15 protein-coding genes are annotated in these 14,343 nt (G+C 69.9%); 3 read left to right on the top strand and 12 right to left on the bottom strand.

Features of this window, described 5'->3' with window-relative positions; all coding sequences use genetic code 11:
* Positions 1-2: 2 nt before the first annotated feature.
* Together ACL00U_RS14190 and ACL00U_RS14185 are read right to left on the bottom strand one after the other, a co-directional pair.
* Positions 3-1,403: a family 20 glycosylhydrolase gene (locus ACL00U_RS14190; protein WP_412873529.1), complete on the bottom strand. Its 1,401-nt coding sequence runs from the start codon at positions 1,401-1,403 to the stop codon at positions 3-5.
* Between the two features lie 251 nt (positions 1,404-1,654).
* Positions 1,655-2,233: a hypothetical protein gene (locus ACL00U_RS14185; protein WP_412873528.1), complete on the bottom strand. Its 579-nt coding sequence runs from the start codon at positions 2,231-2,233 to the stop codon at positions 1,655-1,657.
* Positions 2,234-2,440: 207 nt separating this feature from the next.
* Here ACL00U_RS14185 and ACL00U_RS14180 point away from each other — a divergent pair, with 207 nt between their 5' ends.
* Entirely contained in the window at positions 2,441-2,956 is a 516-nt protein-coding gene (locus ACL00U_RS14180; RefSeq protein WP_159556918.1) for a GNAT family N-acetyltransferase, read from the top strand.
* Positions 2,957-3,050: 94 nt separating this feature from the next.
* On the opposite strand, the gene ACL00U_RS14175 is transcribed toward ACL00U_RS14180, so the two are convergent.
* Both ACL00U_RS14175 and ACL00U_RS14170 read right to left on the bottom strand, forming a co-directional pair.
* Positions 3,051-3,191 carry a hypothetical protein gene (locus ACL00U_RS14175; RefSeq protein ID WP_156463817.1) on the bottom strand — a complete coding sequence of 47 codons (141 nt, stop codon included), beginning with the start codon at positions 3,189-3,191 and terminating at the stop codon, positions 3,051-3,053.
* Between the two features lie 9 nt (positions 3,192-3,200).
* Complete coding sequence (locus ACL00U_RS14170; RefSeq protein WP_071251284.1) at positions 3,201-4,034, bottom strand: ornithine carbamoyltransferase; 834 nt, start codon at positions 4,032-4,034, stop codon at positions 3,201-3,203.
* A 271-nt stretch (positions 4,035-4,305) separates the two neighbouring features.
* On the opposite strand from ACL00U_RS14170, the gene ACL00U_RS14165 reads away from it, so the two are divergent.
* A complete protein-coding gene (locus ACL00U_RS14165) occupies positions 4,306-5,574 on the top strand; it encodes an MFS transporter (RefSeq protein ID WP_412873527.1) in 1,269 nt (422 codons plus the stop codon).
* Between the two features lie 16 nt (positions 5,575-5,590).
* On the opposite strand, the gene ACL00U_RS14160 is transcribed toward ACL00U_RS14165, so the two are convergent.
* The 4 genes from ACL00U_RS14160 to ACL00U_RS14145 form a co-directional block, all read right to left on the bottom strand.
* Positions 5,591-7,324 (bottom strand): glycosyltransferase, encoded by a 1,734-nt coding sequence (locus ACL00U_RS14160; protein WP_159556914.1) that lies wholly within the window; start codon positions 7,322-7,324, stop codon positions 5,591-5,593.
* 3 nt (positions 7,325-7,327) lie between these two features.
* A complete protein-coding gene (locus tag ACL00U_RS14155; RefSeq protein ID WP_259494168.1) occupies positions 7,328-8,515 on the bottom strand; it encodes a hypothetical protein in 1,188 nt (395 codons plus the stop codon).
* A 281-nt stretch (positions 8,516-8,796) separates the two neighbouring features.
* Positions 8,797-9,603 (bottom strand): hypothetical protein, encoded by an 807-nt coding sequence (locus ACL00U_RS14150; RefSeq protein WP_412873526.1) that lies wholly within the window; start codon positions 9,601-9,603, stop codon positions 8,797-8,799.
* Between the two features lie 56 nt (positions 9,604-9,659).
* Positions 9,660-9,974 (bottom strand): SdpI family protein, encoded by a 315-nt coding sequence (locus ACL00U_RS14145; protein WP_017886875.1) that lies wholly within the window; start codon positions 9,972-9,974, stop codon positions 9,660-9,662.
* 294 nt (positions 9,975-10,268) lie between these two features.
* Between ACL00U_RS14145 and ACL00U_RS14140 the strand changes: the two genes are divergently transcribed.
* Complete coding sequence (locus tag ACL00U_RS14140) at positions 10,269-10,640, top strand: hypothetical protein (protein ID WP_412873525.1); 372 nt, start codon at positions 10,269-10,271, stop codon at positions 10,638-10,640.
* Here the strand turns inward: ACL00U_RS14140 and ACL00U_RS14135 are convergent.
* The 4 genes from ACL00U_RS14135 to ACL00U_RS14120 are packed head-to-tail and all read right to left on the bottom strand — an operon-like array spanning position 10,637 to position 14,195.
* Positions 10,637-11,065, bottom strand: a complete 429-nt coding sequence (locus ACL00U_RS14135) for a hypothetical protein (protein WP_042540680.1) — start codon at positions 11,063-11,065, stop codon at positions 10,637-10,639. The genes ACL00U_RS14140 and ACL00U_RS14135 overlap by 4 nt on opposite strands.
* Positions 11,066-11,111: 46 nt before the next feature.
* Positions 11,112-11,789 carry a DUF402 domain-containing protein gene (locus tag ACL00U_RS14130; RefSeq protein ID WP_412873524.1) on the bottom strand — a complete coding sequence of 226 codons (678 nt, stop codon included), beginning with the start codon at positions 11,787-11,789 and terminating at the stop codon, positions 11,112-11,114.
* 40 nt (positions 11,790-11,829) lie between these two features.
* Positions 11,830-12,492, bottom strand: coding sequence for a response regulator (locus ACL00U_RS14125; RefSeq protein ID WP_412873523.1), 663 nt, complete (start codon positions 12,490-12,492; stop codon positions 11,830-11,832).
* Positions 12,489-14,195, bottom strand: coding sequence for an ATP-binding protein (locus ACL00U_RS14120; protein ID WP_412873522.1), 1,707 nt, complete (start codon positions 14,193-14,195; stop codon positions 12,489-12,491). Before ACL00U_RS14120 ends, ACL00U_RS14125 begins: the two co-directional genes overlap by 4 nt.
* Positions 14,196-14,343 lie beyond the last annotated feature (148 nt).

Below are 14,343 nucleotides of genomic sequence, written 5' to 3'. Positions count from 1 at the left end.
CGTCAGGAGGCTGCGGTCTCGATCATCGCCGTCACGTGCGGTGCGCTCCACCGCAGGAGCGCGTCAGATGGCGGGTCCTCGAGGTCCTCACCCCAGATCGCGACGGCGGCGCCCGACATCGGAGCCGCGAGCAGCGAACCGGAGTCGCCGTCCCACGTCCGGAGTGACCAGTTCTCGCGGAGATCGGCCACGGTGTACTCGCTGTCGGCCGGGTCGAGGTCCGTCGGCACCTCGTACAGGTAGTACGAGTTGTAGTTGAGCATGTCGATCCCGGCCTGCTGCAGGTCGACCGCACTCGCCCGCCGCGCTCGCCGTTCGCGCCGCTCGGCTGCGTCCTCGGTGTCGCCGTCGAAGCTCCAGTACGTGACGTGGATGCGCGGGTCCAGTCGCCCGACCGCAACCCGATTGATCCCGTCGTTCCAGGCCCAGACCTCGCGGTTGCCGAGAGCGGCCGCCATCGCGTTCATCCAGGCGACGCGCTGGGCGGCGGTGACGTCGTCGCCCCATTCGTCGCCGCCGATGTGCACGGTTCGGCTGGCGGGGAAGGTCCGCCGCACCTCGGCGTACATCTTCTTGGCCAGCGCGAGACTCCCGGGCGCCGACGGGTCGAGCTCGCTCTCGCCCGAACGGATGCGATCGACCCACTTCGTGCCGTGCTTCGCCTCGAGCAGGTCGAATGCCGCAGCCATGTGGCCCGGAGTGTCGATCTCCGGCACGATCGCGACACCCCGCTTCGCTGCGTAGTCGGAGATCGTGCGTGCCTGCGCGACGCTCAGGAACGGACGATGGGTCACGCGGCTCGTGTACACGCCGTCGTCGAGATCAGCGTTGGCGAGGGTCTGGCCGAGCACCGTGCTCTCGATCCCGACGTTCTGGTCATCGGTGAGGTGCAGGTGCAGGAAGCGCCCACCGTCGTCGGCGAGCAGGTCGATGTGCCGCTTGATCAGCGCCACGGGGTAGTAGGCGCGAGCGACGTCGAGCATCACGCCCGTCTCCGGGCGCGCGCGCTTCGTGGGCGTGCTGGTGATGGTCGCAGTCGACGTGCGGCACTGCTTCGCGGAGTACGCACCCACGCAGGCCAGGACGGAGTACTTGCCGGCTGCGGCGCGGGCAGGTGTCCCGCGGACTGCGGTGACGGAGGTGCTCGAACCAGCGGCGAGTGCCTTCACCGCGACCCGGCCGAGTGTGTACTTCTTCGTGCCGGCGGACAGGTACAGCCAAGCGGAGGAAGCCGGCTTCCGCACGGCGGCAGTGTTCTTGATCTTGAGGGTGGTGCGAACGGCACTGCCGGTCGAGGTGACGGTGGTCGTCGCGGTGACCTGGGTGACCGTCACCGTCGAGGTGGTCGACCCGGCAGCCGACCCGGCGATCACATCGATGCCGATCAGGGCTGCCGCAGACACCGCGATCGCCAGACCGGCTGCGACGGTTCGTCTGACGTGGTGTGGCGCAGGCGCTGTGGACGATCGGGACGAGATCCTGTTCTGACGTGCCACCACGCGCTCCCTCTCAGCCCTGCACGTCGTCGACCCGCGAGACGGCGCCATCTTTCTACCGCAGGTGGATCACACGGCGCAGGTTCGTATCCGAACCACGTCGAAGGCGCATCGCGGCCCACCGACATCGCGGTCAAGCGGAGCCGTGAGCCGACCCCTCAACGCACCTCCGCGCTCGACCACAGCTCACGCGCAAGACCCCGGACCCGGCGAAGAACGGATTCCAGGCTGAGGACGGCCGCGACGAGCAGTGTGCCCGCCTGCACGACCAAGAACGCCACGAGCGCCACCGGGACGAACGCAGTGACGATCCAGGCGGCGGCGAGCCCCAGGAGCATCACCGTCAGGGCTCGAACCGCGGCGAACTCCCGCTGGCTGTGGAGGGCGAGCAACCCGCCCGCGGCGAACGCCAACGGGACGAGGGCCTGCATCGCGATCGACACGGGGAGCCACATATGGCTCTCGGTCGCTGGTGACAGCGCGGCCACGAAACCGACGACGGCGACGGCGAGGAGTGCGCGTGCCCCGTCGCGAGTGAGCGCGGCGCCCGCAGCGGCTCCCACCCCGGCCGACACGGAGACCACCGCGACGGTCGTGACGAAGCTCGCCGCGATGAGGTGTGCACTGACGAATCCGAGCAGGTTGTCGATCGCGAGCAAGGCGGCACCGATGGTCGCCATCATCAGGGCGACGGTGGTGGCTCTGCGCACCGAGAGCCCGAATCGTGGCGTGCTCATCGCTCGTCCCCGTTGAGCGGCCTTCGTCATGTTCTTCCTCCACGCGTCGTCGCCGAGATCACGGCGAACCCAGCCAGAGTGCTGCATATCAATACGAAGCACAACCTTGCAGGTGCGATCTGCACCTCGAGCAACTATCGCCATCAGACCACGAGCGCGCGGCGCTTCAGCACCTCTCCGGCGAGGCCGCTCCCGTAGCGTCGTTCCATGGATCGAGACGTACTGACGGTCGAAACAGCCACGTCCGCGGATGTCTCCGCGGCTCAGGCGCTCATCGACGGCGCACGGCAGTGGCTCCGCGCGCGAGGGATCGACCAGTGGCAGGACCCAGTTCCCGACGCCGTTCTCCTGCGCGACGCAGAGCAGGGGCGTCTCTTCGTGGTGCGCCAGGACCAGGTGATCGTGGCGATGGTCACGGTGTCCGACTCCGACCCGGAGACATGGGGAGCGGACAGCAGTCCCGCGGTGTACGTGCACCGGCTGGCTGTTGCTCAGACGCACCGGGGCAGCAGGCTCGGGCAACGACTGCTGGCGTGGGTCGAGGCACGAGCTGCCGACCGTGGGGCTGCCTGCGTTCGTCTCGACTGCGCGACGGACAACGCGGGTTTGCGGCGCTTCTACGACCAGCTCGGGTTCCGGCACGTTCGCGATGTGACGGTGACCTCCCTCGACGGCGGGCGCCAACTCGCTTCCAGCCTCTACGAACGCGGGTTGGCCCGGTAGCCGATGTTGAGCCGGACGCGAGTCCGACGGCCGCACCGGCGGGTTGTCCCGCCCAACCGGCCCGATGCCGACACGGCCATGACGGCCGCGTGCATCAGTAGTCGGGGTCCTGACGGTCCTGGTCCTGCCAGGGGAGCATCCGACCGGCGACGAGCGCGAGCACGCCCCCGAACAGGTACACGAGCGCGACGGCCCAGCACGGGTTGCGTCGGACAGGCTTCGGCTTCGGCTTCACGCCGCCAACCTACGGCGTCGCGGACGGCAGTTCGAGGCAGTGTGCCATGACGGCTTGCTGGACCGGCAGCAGCGCGGCCTTGAAGGCGTGCCCGACGAAGGCAGGGTGTTCGAGCGCATCGGTGCTGAACTCCCGACCGCGCACGAAGGGTGGACACGGGTCGAGCAGCACCCCTGTCGGCGCGAGGTCGAGCAGGGCCGCGGTGATCCGGAACGGTTCGAGGGCTCGGGCGTGCTGACCGGGGCCGTCGGTGAGGATCACGTCCGCCGACCGGACGGCGGTCTCCAGGTCGTCCGTCCACACGGCACCCGGGGAGGCGAGCTCGGCGGGGCAGCACTGGACCAGATCGAGCTGCAGGACCCGAGCCGCTTCCTGCCACGCCCGAGCGATGTTGCCGTCAGCACCCACGAACAGGTATCGGAGCGACGAGATGTCGCCTCGCTGCCGCAGCGCGTACAGGTCCGACAGCACCTCGCAGGGGTGGTTCTCGTCGGTCATCGCGTTCACCACGGGCAGTGCCGCTGCTGCGGCCAGACCCTCGACGACGGCGAGGTCGTGATGGCGCACGACGAGGATGTCAGCCCACGCAGCCAGGTACTGCGCGACGTCCGTCAACGCTTCTGGCTTGTCCAGCGTGGTGTCGGGGAACACGATCGGCTGCAGGCCCATCAGGGACGCGCCCCGTTCGAACGTGACCCGGGTCCGCAGGCTCGTGGACGGGAAGAACATCACCGCGGAGCCCGCCGTCGCGGGCCCTCGGCCGTCGCGGTAGTCGTCGGCCAGGTCGAAGACGGCGTCGACGTCGGACCTGCTCCAGTCATCGAGCTTGGTGAGCGATCGCATCCCACCACCCTAGGGACGCGCCGGCGCGCCCCCGACGTGACCGGATGACGGCCTGGAGGCGCGTGGCGGCGCCGCCACGCGCCTCCAGACCGTCGTGTGGTCGGTCCGACAACGCATCAGCGCCGTCGGCACCGCTTGGGTGGTTCCCTTTCCACTCCCTCATGGGAAGGCGCGAGCAGGCGTCCTACTGTCGTCTCAACCCGAGGTGCCCCAACGCCGGCTGGGACGTCGGCGGCGGCTGCGGGGCTCGGCGGAGGTGAGGAGGAGAGCGATGCCCCTGCGCGTCTTCTTCCCCCTCGTGTCGCTGACGTACGGGATCGGGAACTGGTTCACCTACCTGGCGCTGATCGTCTACGTGCAGACCCAGGCCGGGTCGACCGCGAGCGCGGGGCTGTTCCTGGCGCAGACGGTCCCGGCACTGCTCGTCGCCGGTCACATCGCTCGAGCTGTTCCGATCGAGAGCGTCCGCACGGCGTGGATCGGTTGCCAGGTCACCCTGGCCGTGATGACGGTCGGCGCGGCGTTCTTCGTCGAGCACCTGTGGGTGGTCTACGTGTACGCGGGGTCGAGCATGATCGTCCGTGCGGTTGCGAATCCGCTCCTGCTGTCGCTCGTGAGCTCGTCGGTCACTGCCACTGAGCGTCCGGTGGTGCTCCGCTCGGTGAGCGCGACGTCGGCAGTGACCCTCGCCGTCGCGCCGGCCGTGGGAGGTTCACTGCTCCCAGTGATCGGGCCGACGTGGTTGCTGCTCCTGAATGCGCTGATGTTCGTCGGCGTCGGAGCAGCCATGTGGGCTCACGGCGGTGTCGGACGTGCGTTGCGAGCGGCTCGCGATCATGGCGGGAGGACGGCGACCGAACTGCGCACGGGGAGCTGGTTCCGCTTGCCGGGGTTCGCCGCCCTCGTTCGCGTGGAAGGGTCCGATCTGTGGGCCTGGCGACAGCCCTACACACGGCTGTGGATGCTCCTGCTCATCGCGGGCGCGGTCCTCAACATCATCGAGACGCCGCTCGTGTTCGAGGTCGTGAAGCTCGGTGAAGCCGCGTACGGATGGATGCTCGCCGCCTACGGATGCGGCGGCCTCGTCGTGCTGCTCAGTAACCTGCGCCGTGGTCGCGCTCAGGACCTGTCCCCCGGGAACGACCGTGTGCCCGCGTCGATCTCAGCAGTGGCGCTGGCCGCAGGCTTCCTGGCGGTCTCAGCGGTCGCGTTGGCGAGACCGTCGGAGGTCACCACGGTGGTGACGGCGGTCGCCGCGTTCTTCCTCCTCGGGTACGGAGCGAGCTGGCTCTCGGGGACGTCGCGGGCGTGGCTGAACTCGTCGTTCCAGGACCAGGGCGACACCGTCACGAAAGCGATGTGGACCTGGGCTTCGCAGGTGACGCTCGCGATCAACCTCGTCGTCTACCTCGCGTTCTTCGTCGTCTACGCGATGGTCCCGACCGGAGCGTGGATGCTCGTGCCTGCCCTGGTCGCCTACGGCGCGCTCCTGGTCACCCTTGCGCGGACCCGATCGCCACGAACGCTCGTCGTGGGCTGAGCCGAGGGCCTGCGCGTCAGCTCGTCGTGTCCGCCGCAGGCCCCTGTGTCGTCAGCCCGTGCTCCGTCTTCTCCCAGTAGTGCGGCCGGGTCAGGAGCTGCCAGAGCGCCTTGTAGGCGGCGATGGAGTGCAGCGTCCAGTACACGGGGTTCAGGAGCGACCAGAGGATCAGGTGGAAGGTCCCGCGCTTGAACGGGCCCATCATCGACAGGTAGATCATGATCGCGTTGCCGACCAGGAAGTTGAACAGGCACAGCCACAGCACCCACACCGGGAACAGCGCATCGACGGTCTCCCGCGGCAGGAAGAACGTGACGACGGTGAGCGCGTAGAACGGCAGCACGCAGAGGAACGTCGCCGGAGTACCTGCGATGAGCAGGACGAACGCCGCGAACCGGACGAGTCCGATCTCACGGACCAGTGCGACGGGCCGCCGCGCGTGGACGAGGCTCGTCTGCATGTAGCCCTTGATCCACCGGGACCGCTGCCGGATGAAGTTCGGCACCGAGGTGTTGGCCTCCTCCATCGTGGTGGAGTTGATGACGCCCACCCGGTACCCGACAGCGCTCGCCCGGATGCCGAGGTCGGCGTCCTCGGTCACGTTGTAGGGGTCCCAGCCGCCGAGCTCGATGAGCGATGCCGTGCGGAAGTGGTTCGACGTGCCGCCCAGGGGGATCGGCAGGGACGCGTGGTCCAGACCGGCCAGCATGTAGTCGAACCAGTACGAGTACTCCAGCGTGAACATGCGGGTGAGGACGTTCTCGCGGGCGTTGAAGTAGTTCAGCGCCGCCTGCACGCACACCGTGGACTCGCCACCGCGCTCGAACGCGATCAGTGCCTTCTTCAGCTGGTCGGGGTCTGGTGTGTCCTCGGCGTCGTAGATCACGAGGAAGTCGCCGGTCGCGACGTAGAGCCCGACGTTGCACGCACGTGGCTTCGTCTGCGGGTGCCCCTTCGGCACGCTGATGACGCGGAAGTGCGGCGGTGGGTTCGCCGCGGCGATCGCGTCCCGTGTCTCCTGGTCCTCTTCCTCGGTCAGGATGATGACCTCGAGCTTGTGTACCGGGTAGTCCAGGCCGCCGAGGTTGTCGATCAGCTGGGCGACGATGTTCGCCTCGCGGAACACCGGGACCAGGACCGTGTAGCCGGGGAGATCTGCGTCGTCCAGAGCGGCGACCTCGGTGTCGGTGATCCGTTCGACGACGTCGTAGCGGGCTCCCTGCGTGGCGACGACGAACTTGAAGCCCGTCCCCGCGAGGAACACGAGGCTCGCTGCGATCAGTGCTGCGATGGCGGTCTGGACGGGCCAGACGATCCCGCACGCCACGGCGATCACGGCGAGGACGATGCCCGAGGCCTTCTGTGACCGTGAGAAGACGACGCGGGCGGAGAGCGTCGGGTTCCGGTCGTGGAGTTCGTTCGCGGCAGCGTCGGCGACGGCGCCGTGGAACTGGCTCAGCACGGCACGGCGGAGCGTCCAGCTGTCGACCGAGACGAACGTGACCGGAGCCCCGAGCTCCTCGGACAGCGCATCGCCGAGGGTGGCGTCGTCGGCTCGGCCGGAGGTGAGGACGAGGATGCTCCCGTCCTGCAGCACGCGCACCGGCATCCAGTCCTCGGCGAGGTACCGCTGTCCGGATCCGGGGCGCTGCAACGCCGGGTCGATCCCGGAGGCCTCGAGTTCGGTGAGTTCGTCGGGTCGGGACGTGGCCGTGTGCCGGCCGAGCCCGGAGGGGTGCGGGGTCGTCACGCGTCACCACCACCCGAGCGATGCACCGATGGCGGCCATCCACTGCAGCGTGATCGGCCGGTTGAACGCAGCCGCCCACGCGATCACGATCTGCGCTGCGCCCACGGCAGCGATCAGGCCACTCACCCGGGTGGTCCGGGCGGCGGGGACCACGGCGATGCCCATCATCGTCATGATGAGGAACACGTTGCCCGCGGAGTTCACCGGGATGAGGCCGCCCACGTAGCCGATGATCAGTGCCCCGAAGACGAACACCGAGATCAGGACCGAGCCGGGGCGCCGGCTCAGCAGCGCCAGGGCGCAACCGCTCACGACCGGGGCGAGGATGAGCAGCCCGTTGAGTGTCGTGACGAGCTCCGGGACGAGCGCCCAGAGCGCGGGGTCGTAGTGGACGGCGTTCTGGAACACCAGCAACGGGTTCCGTCCGAACAGCGCCTCGAGGAACATCACCGCCCCGAAGACCGCGATCGTCGGGAACAGCACGATGAGCACGTTCGACCATCGCGCCCCCGACTCGCTCCGCCGTGCGACGGAGAGCAGTGGGGCGGTGATCGCCGCCGCGACCACGAGGACGAGCCCCGAAGCATCCGCCAACGCCGCGAGCATGAAGAGGATCCCGGACTCGAAGCCTGCCTTGGTGTTCCGGCTGGAGACGAAGCGGACCATGTTGATCGCGCCGATCCCGAACAGTGCGATGCCGAGGAGCGCTTCGAAGTTGCCCGTGGCGGTGTACGCGAAGAGCGGGTTCGCGCCGATCGCGACGAGGAAGACCGTGCTCTTCCACCACGGGAAGCGTCGCTGGACCATGGCCTCGAGCAACTGCTGCAGCAGGATCCCGGCGACCAGGGCCCCGGCCGCCGCGAGGCCGGCGGCGCCACCGGGGATGAGCCGCACCAGGACCGTGCCCAGCGGCGGGTACAGCTCACCGAGCCACGAGACGTCCGCCCGGTCCCAACTCAGTGTCGCGACGTGGTCCACGACGGAGCGGTTGACGGTGACGTCGGCCACGGTGGGGTCGGCGCTGACGACGGCGAGGATCAGGAACGGGACGGCGAACGCGAGCCGGAGCAGCCACCGTGCGCCCGCGCGGCTCGGGAACGGTTCCAGCCGTGTGCGCGCGTGGCCGTCCGCACGCGCGGCTTCCAGCTCGCGCCGCAGGGAGCCTGCACGTTCCGCTTCCAACAAGACCACTGGGGCCACCTCACAGCAAGGCCGACTCGGTCTTGTTTGACATCGATATCCGCGCACGACACGCAAGTCGTGGACGCCGCGGCAGTGCGGACGCGAGCGAATCCTCTCACCTCCAGCCGATCGCCGACCCGGGCCTCGGTCTGTCTGACCGCACGTGACGTCGAGCACGCGGCTGTCGGGTGCTCGTACCGGCCGGTCGAGGCGGTTCGACCGCGTCGTCGAGGCGATCGACGTGTTCGCCTCCCGCCCAGACGCCACCCGTGCGGGCATGCGTTCCGCGGCTATCGTCGAGGTCGCCCGACGGTCGTTCCGTCAGGCCTGACGAGTTCATTCACATCGGTCACTGACGACGGCTCGGGCACCGGATCGAACATCGCCACGCGGAGCGGAACACGACCATCGCAGTTCGGGAGCCCGGCGATCGAATCGACTCGCACCACTCCGTTGCCATCACGCTCGAGCCGGTACTCGACTCCGTACCCGGCATCGAGGCTGCCGAGCGATCGCCCCGGGGTCATGGTCCAGTTGCGCGCCTTGCAGCCGCGGACAGCTGCCACGTCCTCACCGTTGTTCCCGTTGCCCAGTTCGACCTCTGTGGGTGCGAACGGCCAGGGGCCGGCGAAGAGGTCGGTGTCGTGGTTCTGGCGGAGCGTCTCCATCGCCACGCTGGCGAGGCGATCGATGTAGGAAGGCGTCGCGCTGTGAGCGAGTTCGGGGATGCTGAAGTCGTTCCGGTTGCGCGCCACAGCCTCCGCTTCGAGCTCTGCGCGGACTGCTCGTACCCAGGGGTCCTTCTCGAGCGGCCCCGATGGTGCTGCGCCAACCCACCGGACGTCTGGGTAGACGGCCGGGGGCTCGTCTTCGGCGCATCCTGCGAGCGTGAGGACTGCGCAGCCGATCGCAAGCGGCACCCACACCACACGCCGCAGCCGACGACGTCTTCCGCGGTTCGAACTCCCCGATGCCACTGCTGCGAAGCGCTGTGTCCCCGACTTCCCCCAGGTCGCCATGGAGTCGAATCTACACACCGGGGTGTCCGGCCCGACGGTGCTGCGCCCCGAGATGCCCGCGCGGGTGCCGATCGTCACGGGACCACCTGACGGTCTGGAGGCCGCTTGCGGCGCCGCCCCGCGCCTCCTGTCCGTCATCTGGTCGCGCGGCCTGCGGCGACCACGCTCCAGAGCGCCCCGCCGACGAGGGTGACGGCGCAGGCGACGAACGCGGGAACGTCGTCGGCGCGTCCGAGTCCGACGGAGACCAGGCCCACGACCACCGTCGCGCCACCGGCGATGCTCGTCGGGACGACCGCTGCGCGGTGGCCGAGGAGCCAGTTCTCGTCGCTGCGCATGGTTGCCCTGGTGCGGATGCCGGCGATCCCGTTCCTGCCGATGACGCCGCGCGCCGGCAAGGCGACTAGGACGACGGTTAGCGCGGCGGCGACGATCTCGATGGCGATCATGTGCGGTCTCCTTCCGGGGTCGTTGCGCGCTCAAGCGGACTTGCAATGCACCCGCTGCGTCGCACGAGTCCAACCTGCCGGTATACGGTGAAATACGCAAGGGGTTGAGTCGGCGAGAAGTGGGCAGCGCGGCTGTGGGGGTACTCATTGCGCTGGTGCGAGGTCGTGCGCTTCGCTTGCCGAGACCGCCGGACCGTCGGACCGTCGGCGGCAGTGTGAGGGGTGCAGGTGCGGACGAGCAGGCTGCCGGGGCGTTCGCCGCTCCTGACGCGCACCCTCGCTACGACCATCGTGGTGACAGCTGGGCTGGCGCTGATGACCGGGTGCAGCTCGCCCGACCTGCCGCCGTCGTCAGCGTCTCCGGTCGAGGTGACGAAGGCGTACCTCGCTGCGGCCGAGGCGCAACGGTGTGACGTGACGAAGGCGTTGACGCTCGACAGCACGTGGGCGTGGTGCCGGGACCCGACGCTGCGGAAGTACACCGTCGCGGACAAGGCGGAATCGGTGCCGTTCAACCCTGGCCACACGACGGAGTCCTGCGTCGACACGACGGTGACGAGTCGAGCGTCGGAGGAATCGGAGCCGATGAACGGGACGCGCACGTGGAGCTTCTGCTTCACGAAGACGGCGTCCGGATGGCGGCTCACGGACCAGGGACAGGGCTAGGGCGTCCGCCCCTCCCGTGTCGGCCGGAAGGGCCAGGCGTCAGCGTGCGTATGTGGCACCGCGACGACCTGGACCGCGTCCCGGTAGACGATCCGACCCGGCGAGCGGGTCACGAGCTGCATCCACGGGATCCCGTGGCGGTCGAGGAGTTCCAGGTACGGGCCGACCATCTCGAGCAGCTCGACGGCGTCGGCGGCGAACCAGGCCCGGGCCCCGGGGTTGCGGGTCTCGTCGTAGCAGTCGGGCTGCACCGTGGTCGGGTCCGTGTACATCGCGGTCGCGTGCAGGTTCGCTTCTCGGAGCCACCTGGTCTCGGCGTCACTGAGCCTGCCGTCCCGCTGCAGACCGTTGGCGAGGGCGAAGACCCCCGGGAACCGCCCGCGACGGTTGGGAACGGCGCTCTGGTACCGGACGAACTCGCTCACGACAGCGAGCGTAGGAGGCTGTGCAACGCTGCACCGACTCCGCGGATCACTGCACGGCGCTCCACTCCTGGGGGAGCGCAGTCGTGCCCCACGCCGGGTCGGGCACCCAGCCGGACCAATCGGTGTCGAACGGGAAGCGCTGCGCGACCGCGAGTTCGGTGGCTTCTTCGCCAGCGCGCTCGATGATCGCCCGCATCGCCGCCGGCCAGTACCCGCCGGCCGCGTAGAACTCGAGCTCGTCTTCGTCCTTGTACCGGACGGACCACGAACCGTCGGGTTCGGTGGTCGCCACCACGTCGAGTGTCCAGTCCTGACTGTCGAACCCGATCGGCGTCCGCACCCACGGCAGCTCGAGGTTGACGTACCAGTCGGGAAGCCAGTCCGACCCGTCGTGCCAACGCCAGACGGACCAGCGCGTCCCCTTCTGATGGACGCGGACGACGCTGGAGCCGACCCACCGGTCGTCGACGTAGGAGCCGTCCCAGTTCTCGGGAAGCACGAGGCGTCCGTTGGGGCCGCTCCCGACGCCCGCTCGTCGTCGGACGGCCGAGCCGACCGTCGTGGCGACCACCGCGAGCTCGTCGTCGTCCACCAGGACCCGGCCGGCGACCGCGAAGCCGACCGCTTCGCCGCGCTCGCCGAAGTCGTTGAGGCTCCGGAGCGCAACGGGAGTCCCCGAGGGGAACGGATCAGTCCTGGTGTCGGATCGCGCAGCGTCGGTCATCCACCGATGGTGCCACGGCGCAGTCTTCGGAACGGCTGACTCACCGCCGCACGTACCGGTGCTCCGGCCGCCCCGCAGCCCCGTACCGCAACTGCATCGCCACCGTCCCGTCGGCCGTCAGCTGCGCCAGGTACCGCTGCGCCGTCGCCCGCGAGACCCCGATCGCCGCAGCGACCTCGGCGGCCGATCGTTCTTCACCGGCGACGAGCTGCTCGAGCACCAGCGCAGCAGTGGCCGCCCGGGACGGGGATGCCCCACCGCTGTCCCCGGCGTGCAGGATCCGGAACGCCCGCTCGACGGCCTCCTGGTCGAGCGTCGACCGCTCGTCGAGCACGTTCCGCGACCGCGCGTACGCCTGCAGCCGCTCGGCCAGCACCCCGGCTGCGAAGGGCTTGATCAGGTAGGCGAGCGCTCCGCTCCGCATCGCCCGGCGCACGGTGCCGGAGTCCGAGGCCGCGCTCAGCACGAAGGCGTCGGCGCCGGTGTCGATCAACCGCAGCAGGTCGAGGCCGCTGCCGTCGGGCAGGTACACGTCGACGAGCACCAGGTCCACGGCTCCGCCCGACAGCGCGGAGCGAGCACCCGCGAGGGTCCCGACGGGTTCGAGCGCCCGGAAGCCCGGTACCTGGTCGACCTGCCGCCGGTGCAGGTCTGCGACGTGGAAGTCGTCGTCGACCACCAGCACGGTGAACACGGAACTCACGACACCACTCCTTCCAGTCGGGCGCAGAACACCGCGCCGTGGTCGTCGCCGCAGGGGGAAGCGAGCCACACGTCGCCACCGTGTCGCCGGGCGATCTCCCGCGACAACGGCAGCCCGATCCCGAGCCCGTGCACCTGCGCGACGTCCCCGGACGCGGCGGTCATCGTACTGCGGAGGAACAGCGAGTCCGCGGCACCGTCCGGCACCCCCGGCCCGGAGTCCATCACCGACAGGTGCAGGGTCGTACCGTCGTCGAGCACCTCGACCTCCACCCACGGGGAGCCCCCGTCCCGCGTGCGCTCGTCCCCGCGGAGGGCCGCCGTCACCGCGTTGTCCACTAGGTTGCCGAGCACGGTCGTGACGTCGCCCGGCTCGGTGATCGTCCCCTGCACGAGCGTCTCCGCCCCGATCCGCAGCAGCACCCCGCGCTCGGCGGCCTCGACGCCCTTCGCCCCGAGGAACGCCTGCAGGTACGGCTCGGTCAACCGGTCGGCGTGCTGCACCGGGTAGCGCAGCGGCCCGCGCTCCTGCACGTCCGCCAGGTACGCCCGCGCCCGTGCGGTCTCGCCGATGTCGAGCAGCCCCGAGATCGCGTGCAGTCGGTTCGCGAACTCGTGGCGTTGCGCCCGGAGCGCTGTGCTCATCGCTCCGACGGCGTCGAGCCGCCGGGTCAGGGCCTCGACGTCGGTGCGGTCGCGCAGGACAGCGACCCGGCCCAGGTCGCGTCCGTCGCGGAACACCGTGCGGACGTCGACGAGCAGCACCCGGTGCCCGGCGACGATCGTGGCGCTCGCCGGAGCCGCGGTGGTCACGTCCAGCATCGACCCGAGCGGCGCGGGCAGGTCGAGGGAACCCACCGGCTGCCCGACCGGGCCCGCCAGCCCGAGCAACTGCACGGCTTCGGGGTTGCAGACGGTGACGACCCCCGACGGGCCGATCGCGATGACGCCTTCACCGACCCCGCCGAGCACGGCCTGCTGGTTCTGCACGAGCGTCACGAGCTCCTCCGGCTGCAGCCCGAGCGTCAGCCGCACCAACCTGCGTCGGATCAGCACCGACGCGATCAGCGCGAGCAGGACCGCCGCCAGCCCGGCACCGATCACCGGCATGCTGTCCTCGACCAGGGTGTCGTAGACGCGTGCCCGGGTGAACCCGACGCTCACCTCGCCGACGACGGTGGACTGCCGGGAGGCGCGGCTCGTCCCCGCCCCGCCGGCTGCGGGTGCGGAGACGGGCACCTTCGCCCGCGCCGACTCGCCGAGCGTGCCGCGGGCCCAGGACACGGTCTCGCGTCCGGCGAGTGCGGCGTCGGGGGAGGTGCTCACCATCTCGCCGATGCGGTCGACGTCGGGGTGGGCCAGCCGGACACCCCGGTCGTCGGTGACCACGACGAAGAGCGCCCCGGTCCGGCGCTGGGCGGCAAGGGCAGCACGCTGGACGGGCCCGTCGGCGAGGGTCGCTCGGTCGAGGTCGGTGCCGTCGACGCTGAGCCGGGCGACCGCGGCCCGGACGTCGGACTGGGCGGCGACGCTCTGCGCGATCGCCAGTGCGGTCCCCTCGGCAGCGCGCTCGAGCCGGGTGACCTCGATCCGGACGAACACGGCACTGGTCAGGGCGACGACGGCGACGACCACGGCGAGCTGCAGGACGAGCACCTGGGTGGCGAAGCGGAGCCTGGGGCGCCGTGAACGGTCGTCGGTCACGACCCCAGCGTACGGAGGGTGCGCCGACCTGCTTGCGCACAATGCGCAGAATGCGGTCAACGCGCGATGGTGCGCCAATGTGCAGAAGCGCGCCGCGCCTCCAGGCCGGGTCGTAGCGTGCCCGGACCGCCAGACACGGACGAAGGAG

Origin of the sequence: Curtobacterium poinsettiae (genome assembly GCF_047226435.1) — a bacterium.
Classification (GTDB): Bacteria; Actinomycetota; Actinomycetes; order Actinomycetales; family Microbacteriaceae; genus Curtobacterium; species Curtobacterium poinsettiae.
Note: the sequence above shows the minus strand (reverse complement) of the source record. Positions and strands in the feature narration are given on the sequence as shown.